Annotated in this window: 18 protein-coding genes; 11 read left to right on the top strand and 7 right to left on the bottom strand. The window is 58.6% G+C overall.

Going from position 1 to position 25,251, the window contains the following annotated elements; all coding sequences use genetic code 11:
- Positions 1-188 precede the first annotated feature (188 nt).
- Positions 189-977, bottom strand: a complete 789-nt coding sequence (locus AABA21_RS33730) for a cyclase family protein (RefSeq protein WP_338258517.1) — start codon at positions 975-977, stop codon at positions 189-191.
- Between the two features lie 280 nt (positions 978-1,257).
- On the opposite strand from AABA21_RS33730, the gene AABA21_RS33725 reads away from it, so the two are divergent.
- The 7 genes from AABA21_RS33725 (at position 1,258) to AABA21_RS33695 (ending at position 13,031) form a co-directional block, all read left to right on the top strand.
- Positions 1,258-2,586 (top strand): amidase, encoded by a 1,329-nt coding sequence (locus AABA21_RS33725; protein ID WP_338257052.1) that lies wholly within the window; start codon positions 1,258-1,260, stop codon positions 2,584-2,586.
- Positions 2,583-3,449 carry an FAD binding domain-containing protein gene (locus AABA21_RS33720; RefSeq protein ID WP_338257050.1) on the top strand — a complete coding sequence of 289 codons (867 nt, stop codon included), beginning with the start codon at positions 2,583-2,585 and terminating at the stop codon, positions 3,447-3,449. Before AABA21_RS33725 ends, AABA21_RS33720 begins: the two co-directional genes overlap by 4 nt.
- A gap of 226 nt (positions 3,450-3,675) precedes the next feature.
- Positions 3,676-4,206 carry a (2Fe-2S)-binding protein gene (locus tag AABA21_RS33715; RefSeq protein ID WP_338257049.1) on the top strand — a complete coding sequence of 177 codons (531 nt, stop codon included), beginning with the start codon at positions 3,676-3,678 and terminating at the stop codon, positions 4,204-4,206.
- Between the two features lie 179 nt (positions 4,207-4,385).
- Positions 4,386-6,821 carry an aerobic carbon-monoxide dehydrogenase large subunit gene (cutA, locus tag AABA21_RS33710; protein WP_338257047.1) on the top strand — a complete coding sequence of 812 codons (2,436 nt, stop codon included), beginning with the start codon at positions 4,386-4,388 and terminating at the stop codon, positions 6,819-6,821.
- A gap of 172 nt (positions 6,822-6,993) precedes the next feature.
- Positions 6,994-10,116 (top strand): chemotaxis protein CheB, encoded by a 3,123-nt coding sequence (locus AABA21_RS33705; protein WP_338257045.1) that lies wholly within the window; start codon positions 6,994-6,996, stop codon positions 10,114-10,116.
- A gap of 163 nt (positions 10,117-10,279) precedes the next feature.
- The gene (locus AABA21_RS33700; protein WP_338257044.1) at positions 10,280-11,542 is read left to right on the top strand and encodes a cation:proton antiporter domain-containing protein; all 1,263 of its coding nucleotides are present in this window, start codon (positions 10,280-10,282) and stop codon (positions 11,540-11,542) included.
- A 115-nt stretch (positions 11,543-11,657) separates the two neighbouring features.
- Positions 11,658-13,031 carry a pentapeptide repeat-containing protein gene (locus AABA21_RS33695; RefSeq protein WP_338257043.1) on the top strand — a complete coding sequence of 458 codons (1,374 nt, stop codon included), beginning with the start codon at positions 11,658-11,660 and terminating at the stop codon, positions 13,029-13,031.
- On the opposite strand, the gene AABA21_RS33690 is transcribed toward AABA21_RS33695, so the two are convergent.
- Positions 13,028-14,017, bottom strand: a complete 990-nt coding sequence (locus AABA21_RS33690) for an alpha/beta fold hydrolase (RefSeq protein WP_338257041.1) — start codon at positions 14,015-14,017, stop codon at positions 13,028-13,030. The genes AABA21_RS33695 and AABA21_RS33690 overlap by 4 nt on opposite strands.
- Positions 14,018-14,052: 35 nt before the next feature.
- Entirely contained in the window at positions 14,053-14,538 is a 486-nt protein-coding gene (locus AABA21_RS33685; RefSeq protein ID WP_338257039.1) for a hypothetical protein, read from the bottom strand.
- A gap of 288 nt (positions 14,539-14,826) precedes the next feature.
- On the opposite strand from AABA21_RS33685, the gene AABA21_RS33680 reads away from it, so the two are divergent.
- Positions 14,827-15,405: an ArsR/SmtB family transcription factor gene (locus AABA21_RS33680; protein ID WP_338257037.1), complete on the top strand. Its 579-nt coding sequence runs from the start codon at positions 14,827-14,829 to the stop codon at positions 15,403-15,405.
- Entirely contained in the window at positions 15,405-16,622 is a 1,218-nt protein-coding gene (locus tag AABA21_RS33675; protein ID WP_338257036.1) for an MFS transporter, read from the top strand. The genes AABA21_RS33680 and AABA21_RS33675 overlap by 1 nt, the downstream gene beginning before the upstream one ends.
- Before the next feature lie 25 nt (positions 16,623-16,647).
- Here AABA21_RS33675 and AABA21_RS33670 read toward each other — a convergent pair whose 3' ends face one another.
- The 4 genes from AABA21_RS33670 to AABA21_RS33655 form a co-directional block, all read right to left on the bottom strand.
- Complete coding sequence (locus AABA21_RS33670; RefSeq protein WP_338257035.1) at positions 16,648-17,505, bottom strand: arginase family protein; 858 nt, start codon at positions 17,503-17,505, stop codon at positions 16,648-16,650.
- 110 nt (positions 17,506-17,615) lie between these two features.
- Positions 17,616-18,731 carry a methyl-accepting chemotaxis protein gene (locus AABA21_RS33665; protein WP_338257033.1) on the bottom strand — a complete coding sequence of 372 codons (1,116 nt, stop codon included), beginning with the start codon at positions 18,729-18,731 and terminating at the stop codon, positions 17,616-17,618.
- A gap of 309 nt (positions 18,732-19,040) precedes the next feature.
- Positions 19,041-19,538 carry a DUF4334 domain-containing protein gene (locus AABA21_RS33660; RefSeq protein ID WP_420917241.1) on the bottom strand — a complete coding sequence of 166 codons (498 nt, stop codon included), beginning with the start codon at positions 19,536-19,538 and terminating at the stop codon, positions 19,041-19,043.
- A gap of 252 nt (positions 19,539-19,790) precedes the next feature.
- A complete protein-coding gene (locus AABA21_RS33655; protein ID WP_338257031.1) occupies positions 19,791-21,287 on the bottom strand; it encodes an RNA-guided endonuclease TnpB family protein in 1,497 nt (498 codons plus the stop codon).
- A gap of 488 nt (positions 21,288-21,775) precedes the next feature.
- Between AABA21_RS33655 and AABA21_RS33650 the strand changes: the two genes are divergently transcribed.
- Together AABA21_RS33650 and AABA21_RS33645 are read left to right on the top strand one after the other, a co-directional pair.
- A complete protein-coding gene (locus AABA21_RS33650) occupies positions 21,776-22,984 on the top strand; it encodes a PLL family lectin (RefSeq protein WP_338257030.1) in 1,209 nt (402 codons plus the stop codon).
- Between the two features lie 456 nt (positions 22,985-23,440).
- Positions 23,441-25,174 (top strand): N-acetylmuramoyl-L-alanine amidase, encoded by a 1,734-nt coding sequence (locus AABA21_RS33645; protein ID WP_338257029.1) that lies wholly within the window; start codon positions 23,441-23,443, stop codon positions 25,172-25,174.
- The last annotated feature ends 77 nt before the right edge of the window (positions 25,175-25,251 follow it).

The following is a 25,251-nucleotide window of genomic DNA, read 5'->3' as shown; positions in this document are numbered from 1 at the left end:
CGACGTTATAACGTCGCACGTATTATATGGAAAGAGTGCTTCCCTGTCAATCCGCTTTCTTTTATCAGAGGAGGTGTGCGTCCGCATACGCGGCCGCCCTGTTTTTAGGAGTTGGTGTAACACAGGGAATGGGTGCATTCCCTGTGTTACACCAACTCCTAAAAACCAGATGGGCGTTGCAGATGTGCTTATTGCTGATTGTTGACGAAGGCGACGAGGCGACAGAAGGCGGCCTCGCCACCGTTGAATTTCCAGGGGAAGCAGCCGATCCAGACGCGCTGGTCGAGGACTTCGTCGATCATGCCGCCGGCGTTCTCGACGTGGAAGACGCCGTGGGGAAACATGTCGTAGTGCATGAGTTGCAGGTCGCCGTCGGGCCAGATCTCTTCCAGGGGTCGGCCCAGCTTTTGGGCACATTTGGCCGCCAGGTCGGGGCGCACTTTGCGGATGACGGTGTTCATGGGATGGTCCATCGAGCCGGCGTCGATGGCGAACCAGGAGATCTTGCGCTCCAGGACCCAGTTGACAAACTCGCGCGTCGGACCGGGATGCTTGATGAAGTAGCGCGTCTCGTCGGGCTGGCTGTCGCCGTACCAGTTGCTGGGATAGTATTTGTGGTAGCCGGTGTGGACGACCACGATGTCGTTGGGCTGGATGCGCTGGCCCGTCTTGCGCTCCCACTGCTCGAAATGCTCGGAGGTATAGATATCGTAGTCGCCGATGCCGAGCGATTCCAGGTCAACGACGACGGCGGGACCGACTAGCTTGTCCAGCGGAATGCTGCCGATGTCCTGTCCATTGGTGATGAAGTGGAGCGGCGCGTCGAGGTGCGTCCCCACGTGGAGCGTGGAGGAGATATGCTGCCCACCGACTTTGTCGAAGGCGACGCGCTTAATCCATTTGATGGTGGGCCCCTCATAGGTGGCGAAACCCGGTGTGTGCATATCCCAGTTCTGCGAAAGATCGAGCACGCGCATGTTGCTCAGGTCAACCGGTGGCATCATCTTCTATCCTCCTCCCGCACGGAGCGGACCCGGCACATAGGGCAACGTGGCGTCGTTGGTGGAACTTGGGCGCCCGGGCACGAGGTCGCTTCGCGACAAGCGCCCACCAGGGGCGCACCTACGATCATGTTCCTTATGGCCGATTTGTGTGTTATCCTTATTATCATATCATCTCTTTATTTATTTCTTGTGGTTATATATGCATTTTTGCTTCTTTGTATGCTAGATGTAGGAGCGAAGAGGAGGTGAGCCCGTGATTCATTCGGCATCGTTGATGGAGACCGCGACCGCGCTTGGCGGCGGTCAGATGGACGCGGTGGCATATATTGATACCCTGTGCGCCTGGATCGATACGGTCGATCCACAGGTGCATGCACTGCTGCCGGAGGAGGATCGCCGTGGTCGCTTACAGGCGGAGGTGGCCGCGCTACAGCGGCGTTATCCTGATCCCGCCAGCCGTCCGCCACTGTATTGTATCCCGGTCGGGGTTAAGGATACTTTTCGGGTCGATGGGTTTGCGACACGGGCGGGATCGCGTCTGCCGGCGGAACTGTTCGCGGGGACTGAGGCATCTTGCGTTCGCGCGCTCAGGGCGGCCGGGGCCTGTATCCTGGGCAAGACGGTGACTACGGAATTCGCCTATTTTGAGCCGGGGGAGACGCGCAATCCACATAATCTGAACCATACGCCCGGCGGTTCTAGCAGCGGCTCGGTGGCGGCGGTGGCGGCGGGAATGTGTTCGCTGGCTCTGGGGACGCAGGTGATCGGCTCGACGATTCGCCCGGCAGCCTTCTGTGGTATCGTCGGCTTCAAACCAACCTATGGCCGTATCCCCATCGATGGGCTGGTGCGCTGCGCGGACTCCGTGGAGCATGTGGGCTATTTCACGCAGAATGTGGCGGATTGCTCCTACGTCGCGCCGCTGCTATGCCGCGACTGGCGCAGTAAGAATAACATTGAGTCTTTGCCTGTCCTGGGTGTACCCCTCTCTGATGGACCCTATCTTACCCAGGCCTCCGCTGAAGTCCTGGCTGCTTTCGAAGAGCAACTCACACTCCTAAAGGAGGCGGGCTATCGCGTTCGCCGTGTACCTCTTTTTCCTGATATCGAGAGGATCAATCGGCAGCATATGCGTATGGTGTTCGCGGAGATGGCTCGCGTGCACGCCCCGTGGTTCGCACGATATGAAGCACTCTATCGACCACGAACCGTGGCCGCAATTCGCGAAGGGCAGACGGTGGGTGACGAAGAGCTCATGCGAGGACGCGAGGGGCGTGCGAAACTGCGTGAGGTGCTAGAAACTCTTATGAAACAGACAGGCATCGATCTCTGGGTCACCCCGGCCACGCCGGGTCCGGCCCCCGAGGGATTGGACTCGACGGGTAGCCCACTGATGAACCTGCCCTGGACCTATGCGGGGCTGCCCGCGATTACGGTACCGGCGGGACTGGCGGCCAATAACCTGCCCCTTGGCCTGCAGTGCGTGGGCGCGGCTATGGCGGATGAGCAAGTGCTGGCGTGGGTTGCGCCCATGGCGGATATACTGGCGAGTCGGCTACAGTTTCTGGAGGACCCGACATGAAACCTGCGCCTTTTCAGTACCGCGCGCCCACTGTTCTGGACGAAGCGCTGGCATTGTTGGAGCAAAGCGGTCCGGATGCGAAGGTATTAGCGGGCGGCCAGAGCCTGATCCCAATCCTGAATATGCGCCTGTCCTCTCCACAATACCTGGTAGATATCAATCGCGTCGCCGGACTGGATTACATTGAGGGCAGGAAGGACTACCTGGCAATCGGAGCCATTACACGTCAGCGCAGCGTTGAGCGATCAGAGATCGTCAGGCGGCGACATCCCCTGCTGGTAGAGGTCATTCAAAAGATCGGGCATATGCAGATCCGCAATCGTGGCACCATCGCTGGCAGTATCGCCCATGCAGATCCGGCAGCAGAGCTGCCGGCACTGCTGCTCTGCCTGGATGGTGAGGTGGTGGCGCGCAGCAGATCCGGCGAGCGAGTCATCGGGGCCGGGCACCTCTTTACTGATCACCTCACAACAGCGTTGGAAGCTGGAGAGATCATCACAGAGGTCAGATTCCCCTGGCTGACACCACAGGCCGGCTGGTCCTGTGTCGAGTTCGCGCGCCGGGCCGGCGACTACGCGCTGGCGGGCGCCATCGCGGTCGTGATCCCGGCTCCTCAGAGAACGTGCCAGTCGGCGCGCATCAGCTATTTTGGCATCGCCCCCACCCCTGTGCGCGGCCACGAGATCGAGCGCATGCTGGCCGGCACGACGCTGGACGAGGCGACGCTACAGGCGGCCGCCCGCATGGCTGAAAGTCTGGTCGATGGCGAATTTAACGATATCCACGCCACAACGACCTATCGGCGCGCCCTGGTGGCCGAGGCGACCAGGCGCGCCTTGAGCACCGCGTGGCACAAACCGTAGGTTCGACCCTTGCGGTCGATTACCTCTTCCCGCACGATTCCCTCCCCGGAATATAAGGGGCGTTTTCGTAAAGCGAGGAGAAATCGACCGCAAGGGTCGAACCTACGGGGGCGTGATCGGACGTGGAGAGAAAATCGACCGCAAGGGTCGAACCTACGGGGGGCGTGATCGGACGTGGAGAGAAAATCGACCGCAAGGGTCGAACCTACGGGGGAGGTGATCGGACATGGAGAGAAAATCGGACGCGAGGTCCGAATGTATGGAGGAAGAGACATTTTCGGTGGGGGTGAGGGTGAATGGTCGGCGCTACGAGCGGCGGGTGCCGGCACGACTGCTGCTGTCGGATTTTCTGCGCCATGAGCTGCATCTGACGGGAACACATGTCGGCTGCGAGCATGGCGTCTGCGGCTGTTGTACGGTTCTTCTCGAGGGAGAGCCGGTGCGCTCCTGCCTGATGCTGGCGGTGCAGGCTGATGGGATGGAGTTGACGACAATCGAGGGCTTCGCCGGACCACAGGAACCGCTGCATCCGATTCAGCGGGCGTTTCAAGAGAAGCACGCCCTGCAGTGCGGCTTCTGCACACCCGGCATCATCGTTTCGGTGCAGGCGCTGCTAAGTGAACATCCCACGCCCACGGACGAAGAGATCCGGCATGGGCTGGCCGGGAACCTCTGTCGCTGCACTGGCTATCAGAATATCGTGGCGGCGGTCAAACTCGCGGCGGCGTACATGGCAGATGATACGCTCTCGCGTTGATGGAACGTGAGTGCCCGGGAACGGGGTCGCCTTCGGCTCCAAGCCGGGGCAAGCCCGGCACCTACGGATGGGGGTATGTAAAGGGGAATGTGAACGCCCGGGGACGGGGTCGCCTTCGGCTCCAAGCCGGGGCAAGCCCGGCACACGATGATGCGTTATTCAAAGGGAAGGGGTAAGGTATGGCGACGCGTTGGTTTGGCGCTCCTGTGCGGCGCAATGAAGATCCGCGCCTGCTGCGGGGGCAGGGAACCTATGTCGATGATATCGATCTGCCGGAGATGCTACACGCGGCGGTGCTGCGCAGCCCCTACGCGCGGGCGAAGATTGAGAGCATCAATACGCAGGCGGCCCGCGCTCTGCCGGGCGTGCACATGGTGCTGACCGCCGCTGATCTGGGCGAGGTGCTGGAGCCGTCGCCGCTGCTGATCCCGCACGAGGCGCTGACGAAGCCGCGCACACAGCTCCCCCTGGCTCCGCGCGAGGTGCGCTACGTGGGGGAGGCCGTCGCCTTTGTGGTGGCGGAGAGCCGCTACCTGGCCGAGGACGCGCTGGGCCTGATCGATGTGGAGTATGAGCCGCTGCCCGCCGTGCATAACCTGGCGGTGGCTTCGGCCCCCGACGCCCCACTCGTGCACGAGGATGTTCCGGGCAATCTGGCGGCCCACCTGGTACAGTGTGTTGGTCGTCCGGATGAGGTAATCGCCAGCGCGCCCCATGTAAGGCGCGAGACGTTCGAGATGGAGCGCGGCGCGGCCATGCCGATGGAGTGTCGCGGCATCGTGGCGCGCTGGGATCGCTATGAACAGATGCTGACGTGCTGGATCTCGACGCAGGCGCCGATCCCGCTACGCAACGGGCTGGCCGCCATCTTCCACCTGCCAGAGCACAAGGTGCGCGTGATCGCCCCCGATGTCGGTGGCGGCTTTGGTCCTAAGATCATGCTCTTCTATCCCGAGGAGGTGCTGGCTCCGCTGGCAACCATGCGGCTAGGCCGGCCCGTCAAGTGGATCGAGGATCGGCGCGAGAACTTTATCTCGACCAACCAGGAGCGCGGGCAGCTGCACGAGGTGGAGTACGCCTTCGATGACCAGGGGGAGCTGCTCGCCGTACGCGATGTCTTCCAGCACGACGCCGGCGCCTACACGCCCTACGGCATCATGGTTCCCATTATTACCGCCTGCTCGTTGCCAGGGCCTTATCGGCTCAAGCACTACGCCAGCGATTGCCGCGCATTCTATACCAACAAGGTCCCGGTGAGCCCTTACCGTGGCGCCGGGCGTCCCCACGCGGTCTTCGTGATGGAGCGCATCATGGATGGCATCGCCCGCGAACTGGGGCTGGACCGGCTGGAGGTGCGCTCGCGCAACTTTATCCGGCCCGAGGAGTTTCCCTGGGACGTCGGCCTGGTCTACCAGGACGGCGGACCCACGCGCTACGACAGCGGCAACTACCAGGCCGCGCTGGATAAGCTGAAGGAGCTGCTCGATTACGACGGCTTCGCGGCGCGGCAGGCACAGGCACGTTCACAGGGACGCTACCTGGGGCTCGGCGTCGGCTACTACGTTGAGGGGACGTCGATCGGGCCATATGAGGGAGCGCACGTGCGCGTCGAGAGCGATGGTCGCGTCTTCGTCTCCACCGGCGTCACGTCGCAGGGGCAGAGCCACCAGACGGTCTTCGCGCAGATCGTGGCCGAGCAACTGGGGATCGAGCCAGGGGATGTGCTGGTGACGGAGGGGGATTCGCAGGCCTTCTACTGGGGCGTCGGCACCTTCGCCAGTCGGGCCGCTACCGTCGCCGGCTTGGCGGTCCACCTGGCGGCGCTCAAGGTACGCGAAAAGGTGCGGACGCTGGCCGCCGAGCTGCTTGAGGCCTCGCCCGAAGATATCGAGCTGGCGGACGGCAAGGTCTTTGTCAAAGGGACCCCGCAGCGCGCGCTGACGCTGGGGCAGCTGGCCATCAAGGCCAATCCCCTGCGCTACACCTATGGCGAGAGCGCGCGCACGCTGGCGGCGATGAACCTGGCCGCCGCCCGGCCGGGACCCGCCCTGCCATCCGAGCGCGACGGCCCCGGTCTGGAGGCCGACGGCTTCTATAGTCCCCCGCATGGCAGCTTCGCCAGCGGCGTGCACGGGGCGATCATCGAGGTTGATCCGCGCACCGCCATGGTCTCGTTCGTCAAGTATGTCGCCGTCCACGACTGCGGCCGGCTGATCAATCCGCTGGTCGTCGAGGGACAGGTGCATGGAGGCGTGGCGCAAGGCATCGGCGGCGCCTTCTTCGAACGCCTCGTCTTCGATGAGGCGGCGCAACCGCTCAGCGCCACCTTCATGGACTACCTCATCCCGACGGCCGCCGAGATCCCCGACATTACCGTCGAGCATATCGAGACGCCCTCACCACTCAACCCACTGGGCATCAAAGGGGTCGGCGAGGCCGGCACCATCCCGGTGGCGGCCCTCTTCGCCTCCGCCCTTGACGACGCGCTCTCGCCCTGGCACATCCGCATCCGCGAGATGCCCCTGCATCCCTGCCGCCTGCACGAAATCCTGAGTGCCGCCTCGAAGGGGGCATTCAATATCCCTTCCTCACACGATCCCACTTCCTCTGGTTGACGAGAATGTTATCGTAAAGCGGGGAGCAATAGATTGGCCCCCAAACCACCTTTGAGTGCCAGTTTCAAAGCACGCCATGTTGCACCCAGGCTGGCAGCGCAGAAGTTGACAGATGATCAAGGGGGTTAGTTTCCCGCTTTGTATGCGGCATGAAGAGAAAGCGAGCAGGATAATGGAAGTCGTCGAGGAACAGACCAACCGGCCCGTTACAGACAGCTGTCCTGTCGTGGGTATCGGAGCGTCTGCCGGGGGCCTGGAACCACTTATCCTGCTGCTCTCGCATCTACCAAATCCGACGGGCCTGGCCTATATAGTACTGCAACACTTAGATCCCAAGGTCCCCAGTCTCTTAGCCGACGTGCTCGCTCACGCGACTCACCTTCCCGCTCGGCAGATTGAGGAGGGGATGGCAGTCGAAGCGGACCACGTCTATGTCTGCCCTTCCAACGCCGAACTGACCCTGGAAGATAACCATTTCCATCTCGTCCCGTATAGCCGGACAAACGGCTGGCTGAGGACCATTGATCACATGTTCACCTCACTCTCTCATGCGCGAGGAGCGCAAGCGGCGGGCGTGCTGCTCTCGGGAATGGGATCGGACGGCACCGCGGGTCTACGGATGATTCGCGCCGCGGGTGGGGCCACCTTCGCTCAAGACCCCACCACCGCCTCCTTCTCACAGATGCCCCAGAGCGCCATCGAGGCAGGCTACGTCGACCACGTCCTCTCTCCCGAGGAGATCGCCCACACCCTGACCGAGCTCATAACACACCCTCCTCAGAGCCAGCCGGAGGTCCCTATCACGGAGGAGACCAGCTTCAGCAGCATTCAGCACCTGCTCAGCCAACGCGGCCACATCGACTTTCTTGCCTATAAACCCGGTACGCTCAAAAGGCGCATGGAGAACCGCATGGCGCTGTTGCACTTTACCCAACTGTCAGCCTATAGCACCTACTTGCGGGAGCATCTCGAGGAGGTCGAGCGGCTCACCCAATCGATCTGGATCGGGGTCACCGAATTCTTTCGCAATCCCGAAGTCTTTGATGCCCTCCCACGCCTGGTATGGCCCGCCCTCTTGAAACGGCACCAGGGTGAGGGGCCGCTACGCATCTGGGTGCCCGGCTGCTCAACAGGAGAGGAAGCCTATAGCATAGCCATCAGCCTGCACGAGTTCCAGCAGCAACACAAGCTAGCGCACCCTTTCCAGATTTTCGCCACCGATATCAATGCCAGAGCGTTAGACACGGCCCGCGCCGGCATCTACGCGGTCAGCGCCCTGGAACAGATGGAACCTGAGTGGAGATCGCGCTACTTTACACCGTTAGATGAACAGCGCTCGATCTACCGCATCGACCCATCACTACGCGAGCACTGTATCTTTGCGCCCCACGATCTACTGCGCGATCCGCCGTTCACCCATGTGCATCTGATCAGCTGCCGCAATGTGCTCATCTTCCTGCAGGCCCCCGCCCAGCGGCAGATCCTGCAGGCCTTTCATTATTCACTCACGCCGGAGGGTTTTCTCCTGTTGGGAAACGCCGAAAGCATTGAACCACTCACACGCTTATTTCGCCGGGTAGAGCGCAGTATACCTCTGTATCGCAAACAGGCCACTGGCGTCAATCCACTGCTGCCTTTTGCCATGAGTGGAAGGCCAGCCCCCATCCAGAAAGAAAGAAGCCCGATAGCAATATTAAAAGAACCTGAGCCAGCAAACGAGAGTCCGCAGAAAGAAGGAGTCCCGATGATGCCAAAAGAATCCGAGCCGGTAAACGAAATCTTACAGGAGGCCGATCGCCTGATACTGGCCAACTATGCTCCTGCCAGCGTGGTCATTGATCCCGATCAGCAGGTGATACAGGTACGTGGAGAGACCAGCCCCTATCTACAACTGGCCGTAGGCCGTGTCAATCTCCACCTGCTCAAGCTGGCACGCACCGGCCTCGCTCAGGGACTACGCGAAGCGATACACGCTGCCCGCGCGGAGCAACGCATTGTCATCCGTGAAGACCTGCGTTGCTCTGCCCTGGGGGTCACCCGTTCCGTGCGCGTCACTGCCATTCCACTCAAAGGTTCACCGGTGGGGCAATACTGCCTGGTGCTCTTCGAAGAGCAAGCCCGAGAACCGATGCCGCCCGAGGCCACAACTCAGCCTTCCTCCGCCTCGCCAGTCGAGCGGAAAGCCGGTCGCGATAAGGCTCACAGGCGCATTGCGGAGCTAGAACATGAGCTCTCAACCCTCAACATCGAGATGCGCGCCACCGCGGAAGAGCATGAGGCCGCGATGGAAGAGTTACAGAGCGCCAATGAGGAGATTCGGGCGAGCAACGAGGAACTGCGTAGCCTCAACGAAGAACTGGAAGCCTCTCAGGAAGAGCTGCGGGCCACAAACGAAGAGCTCTCGACCACCAATCAAGAGCTCTCAGCGCGTCATGAACAACTTAAAGCGGCCCAGGAGTATGCCGAAGCTATTGTGGAAACCGCCCGCGCGCCCCTGGTGGTACTCACAGCAGATCTGCGGGTGGAGCAAGCCAATCAGGCGTTCTATCAACTCTTCCAGGTGGCTCCTACCGAGACCGAGGAACACTTCTTCATCCAGCTGGGCCATGGGCAGTGGGATATCCCGCAGCTCTCCACCCTCTTAGCAGAGATCGTGACCGCCAACCGCTCCTTCCAGGATTTTGAAGTCGAGTATACCTTCCCCAAGGTCGGTCATAAAATACTGCTGCTCAACGCCAGGCGCCTTCAGCTCGAAGCGCCACCTGCTACAGGCAACCATCACATCCTGCTGGCCATGGAAGACATTACCGAGCGCCGGACCGCCGAGCGGCAAGTCGAGGCACGCCTGGCGTTCTTGCGCCATCTGCTGGATGCCTTACCCAGTGGCGTCTACCTGGCGCAGGGGAGAGAGGCGCGCCTGGTGCTGGTCAATCAGGAGGTAACTCAGATATGGGGGACCCAATCGTCTATAGGACAACCCCTATTGGATTTTCTAGAGAGCCATGCCATTCAGATTTGCGATGGGCGGGGTCAGATTGTGCCCGCAGAGCACATAACTACTATACGGGCGCTGCGCGGTGGTAAGTCAATCTTCAACGAGCAGGAGAGCGTCCATCGAGCCGATGGGACAGAGCTTTCAGTGGTGGTAAATGCAGTGCCGTTCACGGACCCGGAACTCCTCAGGGGATTAGCCGCCATGGTAGGCAATGATCCGGCTCAGGCAGTTGAGCCAGCGGCTCTAGTTGTCCTCCAACACGTCCGGGAGCCTCACAAGATAAAGAAAACTGACTCCTGAGGAAGAATGGCTCATGGCAAAAAAAATGGGAGAAGGGCACTATTCATACGGCGTTAAAGAAAGAACAACCAACACGATGGCGGAAAAAGAGCGGGGTTCAACGTACAGATAGATGATCTTACATGATGGCGTCTGATGCGTTGAAAAGGAAAGGATTCGCTTCATGCTCACAGGGCAGATTCTTATGGAGCTGATCGTGATTCTGGTCGCGGTGCAGGTCGCGGGCTTCCTCTGTCGTCTGATTGGTCAGCAATGGGTCATCGGTGAAATTTTGGCCGGGCTGGCATTGGGTCCGTCGCTCTTAGGATTGTTCTTTCCCGGTCTGCAGTCACAGCTCTTTCCGGCGAGTTCGTTGTCCACGCTGCAGGTGCTTGGTGACATCGGGCTGATCCTGTATATGTTCGCCCTGGGAGCGCACCTGGATACCGAGCAGATGTTGCGCCAGAGCCGCACGGTAGCCATGGCGTCGCTGAATAGTATGCTGCTGCCCTTTGTGCTCGGCGCCCTGCTGGGCTGGTGGCTCTATCCGGCGTTCGCGGGACTGCATACTAGCTTGCTGACCTTCTCGCTGCTGGTAGGGACCGCGATGTCGATCACGGCATTCCCTGTGCTGGCCCGGCTGCTGGCGGAAAAAGACATGCTGCACTCCAGAATCGGCCTGCTCGCCCTCACCTGTGCCTCCGCCGGTGATGTCGTCGCCTGGTGCCTGCTGGCGATTATCGCCTCCACCTCTCACGCGCAGCTGCTCTCCACGGCGGTCATCACAGTCGGGGAGACGATTTTGTTTATCGCGGCAATGCTGCTGGGCGTGCGTCCACTGTTGCGCTGGCTCGTGACGGTCATCTCTTCGCAGCCGCTACAGATCGCGATCAGCCTGACAATGCTGCTGCTGGCAGCGTTCATCACCAACGCTATCGGTATCCATCCCGTCTTTGGCGCCTTTATCGCCGGGGTTATCATGCCGCGCACGGGCGCGCTGAGCAAAGAGCTCCACGATATGGATAAGCTCAACAACCTGCTCTTCCTACCCATCTTCTTCGTCATAAGTGGACTGCGCACGCAGCTGGGGCTGCTGCAATCCCCTGGCATCTGGCTGATCTGCGGCCTGACCATTTTTATCGCCTGCTTCGGCAAGATCTGCGGCGGCACGTTTTCGGTGCGCCTGATGGGTGAAACGTGGCGAGATTCGCTCGTTCTGGGTTTCTTGATGAATACGCGCGGATTGGTCGAATTGATCGTGCTCAACGTCGGTTACGAGATGGGCATCCTCTCCTCCACCATGTTCGCCATCCTGGTCCTGATGGCCCTGGTCACCACCATGATCACCTCGCCCATCCTCAATCTGCTCGGCTACCGCACTCCCGCACACTCGCTCATGAAGACAGCAAGCAATCAACAAACCATCGATGTAAACGCAACGCCATAACAAACACAGCTAGACGTTGCTGCTGAGTATATATTATGATAGCCATAGATAGAAGTATGACAATAAAGCCAGGTCAATGGCGCGTTTCTTCTGCTTAGAATGGATGGATTTCAGAATGAATCAGCAGGAACAATCACTTGAAAGGACTCAGTTGCCTCCTGTGACTCCCGCGTGGAGTCGGGAGGCGGAGATTGACATAGCACGTCAGGAGTTTCTGCGGCAGCGCCTGGCTATTGTGGCCGACGTTCAGCAGGGCATCTATCCATTTAAAGATATCAGGCTTACACGCGCCGATGTCGAATGGCTGCTTATCAACCATGAGCAGGGGCGCGGCCCGGTAGTCTGGAGTGAGCCGGACCAGCGTCAACGGCAGGGACTTGATCTGCGCGGGTCCGACCTGCGGCGCGTTGATCTGCGCGGCCTGCCCCTGGCCTGTCTGAGGGGTGGGTTGACCCAGCCGGAGTGGGTCGCGACCACGAATGAGCAGCGGGAGCAGGCAATCATCCACCTGGAACATGCCAACCTCAGCGAGGCGCACCTTGAGGGGGCGCTGCTGCGCGGCGCCTGTCTGCAAAATGCCTCGCTACGCTTCACCAATCTGGAGCAGGCGATACTCTTCCAGGCCCGTTTAGAGGAGTCGTATCTGCGCGGCGCACATCTTGAGAAGGCCAACCTGATGTATGCCCACCTGGAAGGAGCCTATCTACGTAAGGCCAGACTTCCAGGGGCAGATCTACGTTATGTCCATTTCGATAGCGCGACGCTGCTCGAAAAGGTTACGCTCTATGATGCACACTGGGGGTGCGCGCTGCTGGCGGATATCCATTGGAACGATTGTAATCTTTCGCTGGTCAACTGGCTCCGCATGCCGCGCCTGGGCGATGAAGCGCTGGCCCGGACCTTCTTGATCCGCGCGGACAGCAAGAAGAGCGTCAAAGAGAAGCAGCGGCACCTGGATCGTTATCAGGGCGCCGCCCGCGCCAACCGCCAGCTGGCCCACGCCATGCGCTCACAGGGGATGAGTGACGAAGCCATGCCCTTCGCCTATCGCGCTCTGGTCTTGCAGCGCGTGGTCCTCCTGCGCTACATGGTCTGGGGCACCAGCATCTTCTCCGAGGAAGAGGCGGGGCACACGGGTATCAGGCGGCGGCTCCTTGATATGTGGGGTAGGCTGCACGCGGGCGCCTCGTACCTCTTCTCCTGGTTCCTCGATCTGTTGGCCGGCTATGGCTACAAGCCGGAGCGCAGCCTGGCCATCTATCTCGTCACCATCTTCGCCTTCGCCATCGTCTATCATGCCACGGGCGGGCTCTCCAATCACGAAGCGCTCATCTTCAGTATTACCTCGTTTCACGGTCGCGGCTTCCTCCCCGGCACCTACTCGCTGGCCAACCCCGAAACGGCCATCTCTGCCTACGAAGGGATCATCGGCCTCTTTATCGAGGTGAGCTTCGTCGCCACCTTCACCCAGCGCTTCTTCGGCCGCTAAAGGCCGGCCGGTTCTGTTCCTTTCCCGTTCTCTTGTCTGTTTTTAATATCTCTGAGGACGTTTAGAAACAAGACCGGCTGGTCAATCATAGCCATATGTCCAGCATTTGGGATAATGTAGATCTTTTTCTCGGGGGCATTAATACTTTGAACATAGTCTTGCGTAAGAGCAACGGGCGTCTGCCAGTCTTGTTCGCCGACAATGTAATAGAGAGGAACTGTGTATTCTGCCAGATCTGCATGTAAATCAAATCGCCCTAAAAAGGTCATCAGTTCTTTGTTGGCCTTATTCCCCTTTATCAATGCAGAGAGGTCGGAGAAGTGAAAAAGAGGGCTGGTCACAAGGGTTTTCAACGGGGAGACATGCGACTTCATCGTGAGATGATATTTTCCTTGCAGCTTGCGGAGTTGGAGCGATTTCTTGAGCCATTGCGTATCTAACTGCTCTCCGGGATAATCACCGAGAGCTTCAAGCTTTTTCAGAGCGCTCTGATCGTTTGCCTGGACAATGGCCTCCTTTACTTTTGCATAGCTGAGGCGCTCACTTGCCCGTTTATTAATCATTTGTCCTACACCAATATAATACGCAACCTCTTCTGGATGGCTTTTGATAAAAAGGCTCCCCAATACGCTTCCCCAGGAATGGCCAAGGAGCACAATCTTCGGTTTGTGATATCTGCTCTTGAGGTAGTGAACAACTTCTAGCAAATCCTGGAGGAGCACATCAACAGTTGGATAGCTCTCTGGATTCTTCATCAGCGTTTTTCCCGTCCCACGCTGGTCCCAATGAATCACCGTAAACAGCTCTTCCCAGTTGTCTTGAAAAGCATGTGCAAACAGAGACGCTGCACTTCCAGGGCCACCGTGCAAAAACAACAGGACTGGATTTTCATCGGTGGTCCCAGAATGAAGCAAATACTGATGAATTCCATTGATCAGGACGTATTCCTCAACGCCCATGGCTTTTTTTGACTTCTTTTTCAGCATGATCGTCCCTTTATAGAATAATATCTTTGCTCGTTTCAAAGCTCGCGATTACGCCGGAGCGCGTCACGCTGCTTACGCCATTCTTTATGGAGGGCAGGTATTTGCTCGGCCAGGAATTCAGCAAGTGCGGCGGCTTCTTCTAACAGAGCGATGCGCGGATCTTGCCCCTCATCCTTCAAAGCATTCAGTCCTTCTCGGAACAGAGCAGCCTGCTCCTGGTAGACTGTCACGTCAAATCCTTTCCCCTCAAGACCAGCTGCATTGAGACTGATTGAGTCGCTTCGTTGACCGGCCGCGCGGTTTCGATTGACCAGGTGGTAATTCTCCAGCGTCTGGACCGCACCAACAATGGCACTGCGGCTCGCCATGAGCGCATCAGCAAGCTCGTTCATTGATTGCTTCTCGGGAACACAGACCAAGAGATAGCCGAGCAGCCGACCAACCATGCGAGGAAAACCGTACCGCAGGGTATAAAAATGCCTGATGTGGTCTGCATACAGCAACTGCTCATCCTTATTCATACGAAATACCTTTCTTCAATTTTTCTGGAGATATTTTTCTTCGCCCCAAACAGTGAGAGCCAGCTTCTTGACAAAACGTTCCAGTTTTCTGATCTGGAGTGATCTTCCTCTTGTACATAATAACACAAATAACAGAAATGTCAAATATATTTGTTATTTGTGACTTTTATCAGGGGAACCCTGGTACCTACGGCGAGCGATGGTTGCTTGTATTGACAAACTTCGATTCATTGATTAAATTATTACTTATCAATTAAATAAAAATTTAATCAATGAGAGGGAGGAGTGATGCGAGATGAGCTTATCCTTGAGACGCCGGAGCAGGTGCGGGCGCTGGCGCACCCGATGCGGCAGCGCATTGTGAATCTGCTGACGGATGCGCCCTATACCAATAAGCAGATGGCGACGAGGTTCGAGGTGACGCCGCCACGGCTGTACTTTCATGTGCGCGAGTTGCTGACGGCTGGTCTGATAGAGATCGTTTCGGAGCAGCCAAAGGGGGGCGTGATCGAGAAGTATTACCGGGCGGTAGCGCGGGTCATTCGCCTGGGAAGTCAGACGGGAGCGGCCGCCAACGCGGAAGGTCTGACGGCGAAGACGCTTGAGGTGGTGCGCCAGGAATTTATGCAGGCCAACCGGCACTTCGATTATCATCTGCCACAGCTCTCCTTTGCCTATGAGCCCATCCGCGTCTCGACGGAGCGGCTGGAGCGCATCCAGAACCACCTGGACGCGCTTCGTGAGGAGATATATCAGGCTATGCAGGATCCCGAGCGTGCGAGCCGCGAACATTTTGTGGCGCTGGCCTATCTCCTACATACGTTGCCTGAGCCAGGCAAAGAGACGGCGGAAGGAAAAGAAGAATAATGTTTCAGGGACTCAAGCAAGGTTTTCAGCCCTTCCGCTATCGCGACTTTCGCCTGCTGTGGATCGGGCAGGCCATCTCGGCGCTGGGCCTACCATTCCAGAGCGTGGCCCTGATCTGGCTGGTCCTGCAGCGGCACGGTTCGCCGCTCGACCTGGCGCTGATGCTGATGGCCATCAGCGTGCCACAAGCTCTGATCACGCTGGCCGGAGGTGTGATTACCGATCGGCTCGATGCGCGCACCGTCATGTTCTGGGCGGATGCCACGCGCATGGTGATGTCGGGCGCGATCGCGCTGCTGGCGCTGATGGGAGTATTGCCACTCTGGCTACTGGGCCTGCTACTCATCGTATACAGCCTGGCTACTGGCATCTTTAATCCGGCGGCCGGCAGCATCACCCCGCACCTGCTACCATCTGAGGCGCTGAGCGGCGGCAACGCCCTGATGCAGATGCTGAACCAGGTAGGCAACTTCCTGGGCGCGGTACCGGCGGGTCTGATCGTGGCGCACAGCGGTCCGGCGCTGGCCTTCGCCCTGAACTCGCTCTCATTCGCGGTGGCGGTCTTCGTCACCTGGATGATGGCGCCGCTGGGGCGCGTGGAAAGGAGCGAGTCGTCGTCGGTCTTCCAGGACGCGCTGCAGGGCTTTGCCTATCTCGGCCGCACGCCATGGCTGCTCTCGCTGCTGCTGATCGATTCCTGCGCCGCCATCGCGGCCATCGGACCAAGCGCCATCGGTCTGCCGCTGCTGGCACGAGACGTGCTGCACATCGGTGCCAGCGGCTATAGCCTGCTGATCTGGAGCTTTGCCGCCGGCGAGATCATCGGCATACTCGTGCCGCTCTTCAGAAATCCCAGCCAGCGGCGGGGACGCTTCTTCTGCCTGCTCCAGTTCATCGAGGGTCCGATCATGATAGGGGTGGCCTTCGCGCCCCTGCTGCTCGCCATGCTCTGCCTCGCGGTTGTCGCCTTCCTGAACGGCATCCTTCTCGTGGTCTTCCTGTCGCTAATCCAGGAACACGTCAGCAGGGGGCTGCTGGGTCGGGTAATGAGCTTCTTCATGCTGGCCAGCGTCGGCTTCGTGCCGCTCTCGCAATCGCTCTCGGGCTACATCGCCGCCAGCGCCGGGGTGCAGGTCCTCTTCCTCGGGGCGGGCCTGTTGATGGCGCTCAGCGCGCTCGGCGGCCTGTTCGTCCCCTCGCTGCGCGCCCTCGATTGACAATCGAAAGTGCATACTCCCGCGATTACGACACCGCAGTGAGAACATGCTCCATGATCTGAATACCGGCGCGAAAGATGTGGCCAGCGGGATCGCCAGAGGGATCGTAGGAGGTGAAGGCGACGGCCGCGATATCGAAGCGCCGAGCGATAAGCGTGATGGCCTGTTTCATCTCCTCGATCAGCAAACCACCGGGCTCGGCGTAGGAGTTAGCGCGCCCGATGCTGGTGTCGAGGACATCGAGATCGATATGCAGATACACGTGCTGGACATGGGCGCGTAGCCCATCCAGGGCCGGCTCAAGGCTCCCGGAAATTCCCAGCGCGCGGATGCGCTCTCCCTTGAGCAGCGTGATGCGTGACCGCACCAGCAGTTCCTGCTCCCCATCATCGAGCTGGCGTACCCCAACCAGGAGAACGCGCTCATCAGGAACGGGAGTAAAGCCGGAAATGCTCCGCGCCAGGGGCGACCAGCAGCGTCCCGTGGCGATCGCCAGGCCCATACCATCTAGAAAGCCTCCGGTAGTGGTCTCGGGGGTATTGAAATCACCGTGAGCATCGAACCAGATCACACCGGCCTGCGCCGCCTCACAGCCACCAAGAATCCCCAGCGCGCTATTGCAGTTGCCCGCCAGGACCAGCGGCATAGCACCCCGTTCTCTGGCCGCACGCACGTGTGTGGCCAGTTGACGATTCAATTCAAAGGCCGTATAGTTCTCCGCCAGGAAGAGGCGCTGCGCCTCGATGCATTCAAGCTCGACCACGTGCCCAGCGGCCCGCAGTTTCTCAACCACCCCATGCTCCACAAAATATCCAGGGCCAGCGCCCATGCGAATCCCACGCCACCCCGAATCATAGGGCACCTCTATCAACTGAATATGCATGCCATCTGCCTCCGCAATTTGAAACAAAAAACACTCTATTCTTCATCACGTGTACATTAAGGGGTCATTTCGCGATAAGCCGGAGCAAGCCCGGCACCTACGGTGGGGGACTATGTGCGTGCCGGGCGGTCGGGATCGGAGGCGAGCTGGATGGGTTGGCGAGCTACCAGCTTCTTGAGGAGCGGGTCGAGCAGGGTGCCGGTGGGCGAGAGGCGCAGCGGCGCACGCCGGGCCTCGGCTTCGTTGATGCTGTTGATCAGGCGCTGCACTTCGCTGCGGATGCGCTGGAGCTCATATTCGGATTGATTGGAGCGCTGCAGGCGCGCCAGCAGGGTATTAAGCGAGGAGGCGACGGTCCAGAGGACGTTCTCCTGCGCCAGCGGGGCGCGTACGGTGAAGTTGCCGTTGGCGGCCTCGGTCAGGGCCTGCTGGATCTGCCGGATGCCCACCTCCAGGTCGCGCTTCTGTTCGGCCAGGGCAAGCTGCAGGCGCTCAACCTCTTCGATGCGGTCAACGCGCCTGAGGGCGCGCAGGGCGCCGCGCACCCACAAGAAAGTGACAACAGCGACAACTACCTGCAGGGCGATGGGACGCACCAGCAAGGTGTATGATTCAATGGCCCATAGGTGCGCAAGGTCAGGAGCATGCGGCTGCAGGTAGAGGTCCGCGCAGATACAGCCGATGTTGAGGGCCGCCACCACAAAGACACTACTCGGCGGAAGCAGGGAGACCGCGAGCAACTCTGAGAAGACGAGGAGGTCAAAGGTGAGGAAGCCGTTCATGGTCAGCAGGCCAGATGGCGCGCTCAGCAGGTTGAGCATGATGGCGGCGTTGACGGTGATAACGCTCAGTATGCCGACCGCGGTCACATGCCCGCGGCGATTGAGGACGATCGTCAACAAGCAGATAGCGATGCCCGCCAGGATAATGGGGAAGAGCAGTGGATTATGGCTCAAGAGCGCCAGACGAATAAAGGCAAATAGAACCACCAGCATGAGCAGCAGAATCACGCTGGCAAGCCGCAGGCGACGCTGCTTATCCTGGGTAGCAAAGGAAGGCTTCACCGTCACTTCAGAGGGGGTCGCGATCCCATACCATACGCGCAGTGCCTTCATCGAACTGGTCGACTGAGCCTGCTGATCAGATGGGGGAAACCAATTAGTATTCCCATTATCGCCATTCTGGCCATTTTTGTCTTCTAAAGGAGATGGACGCTTGCTACCCATACACAGTCACTCCTCACACTACAAAGCTTCGCGCTTCTATCGTTTGATCATCAAATAGGTTTTTATACGCTCTTCTTAGTTTGCTATATTATCATACATAAAACAAGAGAGCATAGTACTTTTTGAGTTCCAATTATTTTTGGTAAGGTTTTATGTAAAGTCAAACGAAATCTCAGTCGAAAGGATGTGTTAAATAGATCTATTATGAGATGTGCAACAGGGGTGCATTCGCGCCCCTGTTGCACATCTCATAATACCAGTGCGGCCGAGGGGGCGCTCACGCCCACCAGCAAGAGGTGTTTGGCACGCTCAAACGCGGCGGAGCTTGAAGAAGAAGGGTTGCTCCATACCTTTGTAGTCCATGATACCGAGGAGGGTGTTGTGGTCGATGAGGCGGAAGGTGTCGTAGATGGGGAGGTTGTCGTAGATCATGGTGGCGCTGAGCTTGCCGCGATACTCGAGCATGCGTACGCGGGCTCGGGTGCGCCGGGTCTGTAAGAGGATACGTAGCAGCAACACGGCTCGGTGCGTTAGTGGGGTACGCAGAAAGAAGCGCAATTTGAGTCCCATGGACAATGGGAGCCGCTGGGGATCGATGGCGAAGAGCTCTCCGCGCCGATCCGCGAACAGCAGCGGATGGACATTATCACGATCGATAAATTCTTTTCCGTACCAGCCACACGCCGCCAGTAGCCCATCCATGGGATGGTTGGTCGAGACCTCGCTACCACGCCAGAGGCCCGTCAGGGTCTCGATATCGACGCTCGGAAGCGCGTCGCACAGTGCAAGCGCCTCTTGCTGACTCATGCGATCCCGGTGAGCCCCCTCTAGCGATACGTTAGCGTCCCTGACTTCTGACATCAGCGTTCTCCTCTCGCTCGATCTATATAAGCGCTATGATCAACAGGTTATAACACCCCACCTATCTCCACGGGTTTTCGGGCTACTTCCGTCGAGTGACGTTGCCACTCCATTCTGTGACACTCCGCACGCCCTAGAAGGGCGGCAGCTTCTTCCACTCCTGGGTCCGCGGCCTTCTGAGTATGTGTCTGCTAGAGGCTACTCGCTGAAAAGCCGTAATTGAACAGGAATAGATGAGGACGGCGCTTCCATCCAGCGCCCTTCCTCTTTGGCGGTGCCATGCCACTGGAGACCTGCATGCCCAGATGGAGGAATAGATGGTTCCTCGTCCCCTCCGGCTTCCTGGCAGATGCCCACACCTGCTGCTTGCGCAGCTTCCTCATGCGCTTCATGAGAAGGGGAAGGCTTTTTCCCCTGTCGTTGGAGCAGACGCTGCCCAATCACGATGGCGGCATTGCGATCGGCATTGCCCCGCATGCCGCATTTCGCACAGAAGACCAGTGGTGCCCCCATCGTGTAGCCTTCCTCGGCTTGCCCCTGACTGTAGCGGGCCACCAGTTCATGGCACCAGGCACATTCTCGGCTCGTATGGCGCGGATTCACCCGGCTCGTCACGATGCCAGCGTTCCAGGCTTTGTACTTGCTGTAGCGGAACATGCGCCCTTTCATCCAGAAAGCCCGTTTGCTATTGCCTCGGCGGCTGTATTTCCCCTGCTGGGGTTTCAGATGACCCAGATGTTCAAAGACCAGGATACTGGCGCCCTGCTCTCGCGCAAACTGGACAATACGAGCACTGATCTGATGGGCCAGGTCGTCATCGCGATGGCTGATCTTTTGCCAGCGGGCCGCATTATCCTGCTCACCCTGAGCGATCAGGCCAGTCATGTTGCGGTTGCGTGCAATTGTGCCAAGCTGCCTCTTCCTAAAGTCGTGCACTTCTTTGCCACCTTTGAGGAATTTCGTGGAAAGGACCGTACCTTCGGCAGTTTGGATGGTACAGACGGCGAGGTTTTCGCCGAGATTGAGATCAATGGAGCACAGTTTGGTCGCCGGCCCGCTCAACTGATGGGCCACGTTGGCTGGACCCTTGAACGTTTTCTCAAGGGGCGTGTGCAGCCACCAGCGATCCCCTTTGCGAATCAATGAAGGGCTCCCCAGGGTAGAGCCTTCAGGCACCTCCCGCCCCAGGGTGTGTATCTTGACCCAACTCCAACAAGAGCCCGTCCATACTTTGAGCACAATGCAGGTGTCCGTCCGTTCCTTCCACTGTCCCGTATAAAAAAGCACAGACTTGTTCCAGGTGCGTGGAGGCACAGGGGGGCGATCCCCGCATTTTTTGCCTTTGGCTTCCGCCTTGGCTTTGCGCGCCTTCCATTTGGAGAGATGGGTAAAGAAGGAACGCGCCGAACCGAGAGCGGCATTGATGGCAGCACGCCGAAACAACGCCGGAATGGGGTAGGCAATCTCGTGCAAAGGCATGATGGGATCAGGGTTGGCGGTGGTGGCATGCGTCAGCTTTTCCAGGGCGGTGAGGGCCTCTTGGTTGGAGAGCTCAAGCACCCCATCATGGGCATTGATTACACCAAAATAAAAGGCCACCACTCGGTTAAACAACGCCTGAGTCGCCGTAAACCAGGCCGTACGGTCAGCGTGACCGCTGAGCACTTGCTTGAGGGTCGTCGTTGCAGTAGCCATAGCCTGATCTCCTTTCCCACCGGTAGAAGGGCCGTTCAGAAACGTAGTACCTACTTCACCGTACCGCGATGGCGAGAGCGCAGTCCTTGGATATGCAAGAAAAGAACTGCAAGCACGCGGCTTTCAGAGGTGTGAATGACTCGATTACTTGAATATGTGTTCTATTCTACACCACCTGGGAGGGGGCGTGCAACAAGCAAGGGCTAAAGCCTGGGCAACCCCGCCTGACCACCTGGGTTCAAAACCCAGTGGCTTGCGGCGGGTTCTCCTGTCAAAATTATGTTCCTCATAGGGTCGATCAATCCAGTTGCGAAGCGGGCTAGCTGTCACTACATGGGTCGCGCATAGTAGAGGTCATGACATTGTTTATCTACTTCCGCTACCGTGCACAAGCTTTATTTTGCGGCATGGGTAAACTGTAAGAGGATAAGACCCATTTTTATGTAAAGATAAACATCTCCGTGAGAGAAGTGAGGAGGAACGTGTCTATGGTTTCATCGGAGAAAACTTCTTTGGGGAAACGCGAAGAGCAACGCGGCTCGAATGGTACGATGGCTGGTTCAATTGGTCGTCGGGCCCTTTTCACACAGGGTCTAGTGCTAGGGGCGAGCGTGGTGGGATTGCACCTGCTCGATGGTCGCTTGCCAGTCGCCGAGGCCGCCGTGACCCCTAAGATACCGTGCTGGGAGGAGAGAGAAGAAGCCCGTTGGGAGATGACGGAACGCGCCATAGGTACGACGCGCCTGCAGACCTGTGGCCTGGGAACCGATGGCAGGATCTACCATACTATTCGTTTTCCCGGTGGCTCCTGGCAGCCCGAGTTTGGCAACGTCAATGATCAGGAGAGCAATGGCCGGCTGCTGCGCTTCGCCGATGTCGATTGCGGGGGCGTCCTTGACAGCCTGCATGTGGCGGCGGTGGGGCGTGATGGGATCATCTGGCATACCATCCGCCTGGCTAACGGCTCCTGGCAGCCCGCGTTTGGCAACGTCAATGACCAGGAGAGCAATGGCCGGCTGCTGCGCTTCAGCGATGTGAGCTGCGCCGGCACTGCAAGCAGTAAATTGCACGTAACGACCCTGGCCAGGTTTGGCACCATCTGGCATACGATCCGCTTCGCCAATGGCACCTGGCAACCCTCATTTGGTAACGTCAATGATCAGGAGAGCAATGGCCGGCTGCTGCACTTCACGGATGTCGATTGCGCCACCGTCGGCGAAAATCTGCATGTGTGCGCGATCAATAGAGACGGCACCATCTGGCACACGATCCGCTTCGCCAATGGCTCCTGGCAATCCTCCTTCGGCAACGTCAATGACCAGGAGAGCAACGGCAAAACGCTACGCTTCACATCGGTAGGATGCGCCGCCATCAATGGGAATCTGCATGTGACGGCAACCGATGAGAAAGGCGTCCTCTGGCATACCATCCGCTTCGCCAGCGGCTCCTGGCAGTCCTCCTTCGGCAACGTCAATGATCAGGAGAGCAACGGCAAGCTGCTACGCTTCTCGGATGTCGACTGCGCCAACGTGGCCGATGAGCTTCAGGTGACGGCAGTAGGGCTGAACAAGGACCTCTGGCACACGATCCGCTTCGCCAACGGCTCCTGGCAGTCCTTCTTCGGCGACGTGAATCACCAGGAGAGCAACGGCGGCACGCTGAGCTTCACCTCGGTTGGCGCCGCCGGCACCGTATAAACAGGTTCAGCTTTCTCGCCCGATTGGAGCTATCAAGCGACCCTGTTTCCCTCGTGATCCGAAAGGGACCGAGCGCGAGGGAAACAGGGTCGCTTGGCGATAAGCCGGGGCAAGCCCGGCACCTACAGCAGCAAGCGCCCGCAAGGGGCGCACCTACGGTTCATGAATGTATTTATTCATTTTTGGTTTTTGGTTGACATATTGTTGATGCTTCTTTATACTAATATGTATGAGTCGGGCATTCTACTTTTCGATACTGTGATCTTTTTTTGTATGAAAGAATCATGATCATGGCATTTCTATTGTTATTTGTTCATGCATACATTAAACGTGTGCTTGAACCTATCAATGAAAGGTTTTGCACGGATGCAAAAATCTCCGCGATCTTTGTATTTCAAGTATTTCGTGCTAATTCCCTCACTTCTCTGTTTATTATGTTCCACCGCTATCGGGCTGATGAGCAGCAGCGCATACGCGGCTACTGCGGCCTCTAAGGGGAATGCAACCGTTAATGATGCGATCGCGCAGGCTTCCAAGGAGACCGGCGTGCCGGCGGAAGTGCTGAAGGGGCTCTGCTATATGGAGGGCCGCCTGAGCAACCATCAGGGCAAGCCGAGCCTGGACCATGGCTTCGGCTGTATGCACCTGATGCAGAATAAGCGGGCCGATACGCTGACCCTGGCCGCTCAAAAGCTGGGGGTGTCGACCGATCAACTGAAGAACGATATCACCCTGAACATTCGCGGCGGCGCGGCCGTGCTGAAGGATGAGGCGATCAAGCTCTCTCCCAGCCATACGGAGCCCACGAAGCTGGCGGACTGGTATGGTGAGGTCGCGCAATATAGCCATTCTGAGACGCACACGACGGCCATCATGTATGCCGACGCGCTCTACAAGTTGCTCAATAGCGGCTTTAGCGCGCCCACGGACAGCGGTGAGACCGTTACGCTCGCGCCACAACATGTGCAGCCCAATACTTCGACGGCCGCCCCGGTGAAGGCCATCACTCCGGCGCCGGGCTGTAAAAACGACGGCAATGTCGACTATCCGGGCGCGGTCGATTGTATCGTCGACCCCAATACCTTCGACTGCAATATCGTGCCCGCTGGCTATCCCCACTGCACCTATGAGGACGCCAATCGACCAGATGATCTGACGGTCAACTATGTGGTCATCCATGACACCGAGGAATCGCTGGAGGGCACGTTCAACGTGTTCCAGGATCCCAATAGCGGCGTCAGCATCCATTACGTGGTGGATACCGATGGGACGGTCTACCAGTTCTTGCATGATAAGGACGTGGGCTACCAGGTAGGCAACTACTGGTATAATCAGCACTCGATCGGCATCGAGCACATTGGCTGGGACGCGACCGGCTACCTGTGGTATAACGCGGCCCAGTACCTGGGTTCGGCCAAGCTCACCGCCTACCTGCTGAACAAGTTCGACATCCCTCTGGATCACGAGCACGTGGTATCGCACGGCACGGTGCCATCGCCGATTCTGACCACCAACCACGTCGATCCAGGTCCCTACTGGCTTTGGACCTACTACCTGAATCTCGTCCACAAGCAGGGTATCCCCTTCGCGGATGGTCCGACCGATTCGCATATCATCAGCCTTCAGCCCAAAACAGCGGCGCGCCCGCTGGGTGGCAATGGGACCGAGACCCCGGCCAACTTCAATTTCTTCTACCTGTATAATGGTCCCAGCACCAAATCAGGCCTGATTCCACAGCTTGTCGACCCGACCGACGTCACGGACGAGACCAACAACGTCGAGAGCAACATGAGCTACTACTATCTCGCCAAAGTCAAAGACCCAGCCGGCACTGGCAACATGATGTACGAGATCTGGTATGGCGAGTCGGACCAGGCGCATAGCAATCCGTCCAGCATCGTGCAGCACGCGCACCTGGCCTGGCTGGCTGTGCCGCCCGACGCGGTCGTGAAGGGGCACGGCACGCCGGTGACCCTGACATCGAACGATGGCAAGGACGTGCCGATCTACGGCAAGCCGGCGACCGGCGCCACCGTCATCGGATACGCGCCGAACAACTCCATCTTCGCGTCCGTTATCACCACCAACGAGGATGGCACCACCAACCTCTGGTATGAGATCAACTACAACCATCGCGAAGCATGGGTACCCGCCACGTCGGTCACCACCGTCCACGGCATCAAAAAATAGCAACGTCACGGCCCAGAAAGGACCCGCCACCGCTTGCCCGGCGCACGGTGGCGGGTCCTTTTTTGTGCGTGGAGAGG

It is taken from the genome of Dictyobacter halimunensis, from assembly GCF_036245075.1.
The sequence above is the reverse complement of the archived record's forward strand: the minus strand, read 5'-3'. Positions and strand labels throughout refer to the sequence as shown.

Bases quoted from the DNA above. Each gene is read 5' to 3' on its own strand.
- AABA21_RS33730 (WP_338258517.1), bottom strand. From the start codon at position 977: ATGCGCGTGCTCGATCTTTCGCAGAACTGGGATATGCACACACCGGGT.
- AABA21_RS33720 (WP_338257050.1), top strand. From the start codon at position 2,583: ATGAAACCTGCGCCTTTTCAGTACCGCGCGCCCACTGTTCTGGACGAA.
- AABA21_RS33715 (WP_338257049.1), top strand. From the start codon at position 3,676: ATGGAGAGAAAATCGGACGCGAGGTCCGAATGTATGGAGGAAGAGACA.
- cutA (WP_338257047.1), top strand. From the start codon at position 4,386: ATGGCGACGCGTTGGTTTGGCGCTCCTGTGCGGCGCAATGAAGATCCG.
- AABA21_RS33705 (WP_338257045.1), top strand. From the start codon at position 6,994: ATGGAAGTCGTCGAGGAACAGACCAACCGGCCCGTTACAGACAGCTGT.
- AABA21_RS33700 (WP_338257044.1), top strand. From the start codon at position 10,280: ATGCTCACAGGGCAGATTCTTATGGAGCTGATCGTGATTCTGGTCGCG.
- AABA21_RS33695 (WP_338257043.1), top strand. From the start codon at position 11,658: ATGAATCAGCAGGAACAATCACTTGAAAGGACTCAGTTGCCTCCTGTG.
- AABA21_RS33690 (WP_338257041.1), bottom strand. From the start codon at position 14,017: ATGCTGAAAAAGAAGTCAAAAAAAGCCATGGGCGTTGAGGAATACGTC.
- AABA21_RS33685 (WP_338257039.1), bottom strand. From the start codon at position 14,538: ATGAATAAGGATGAGCAGTTGCTGTATGCAGACCACATCAGGCATTTT.
- AABA21_RS33680 (WP_338257037.1), top strand. From the start codon at position 14,827: ATGCGAGATGAGCTTATCCTTGAGACGCCGGAGCAGGTGCGGGCGCTG.
- AABA21_RS33675 (WP_338257036.1), top strand. From the start codon at position 15,405: ATGTTTCAGGGACTCAAGCAAGGTTTTCAGCCCTTCCGCTATCGCGAC.
- AABA21_RS33670 (WP_338257035.1), bottom strand. From the start codon at position 17,505: ATGCATATTCAGTTGATAGAGGTGCCCTATGATTCGGGGTGGCGTGGG.
- AABA21_RS33665 (WP_338257033.1), bottom strand. From the start codon at position 18,731: ATGGGTAGCAAGCGTCCATCTCCTTTAGAAGACAAAAATGGCCAGAAT.
- AABA21_RS33660 (WP_420917241.1), bottom strand. From the start codon at position 19,538: ATGAGTCAGCAAGAGGCGCTTGCACTGTGCGACGCGCTTCCGAGCGTC.
- AABA21_RS33655 (WP_338257031.1), bottom strand. From the start codon at position 21,287: ATGGCTACTGCAACGACGACCCTCAAGCAAGTGCTCAGCGGTCACGCT.
- AABA21_RS33650 (WP_338257030.1), top strand. From the start codon at position 21,776: ATGGTTTCATCGGAGAAAACTTCTTTGGGGAAACGCGAAGAGCAACGC.
- AABA21_RS33645 (WP_338257029.1), top strand. From the start codon at position 23,441: ATGAGCAGCAGCGCATACGCGGCTACTGCGGCCTCTAAGGGGAATGCA.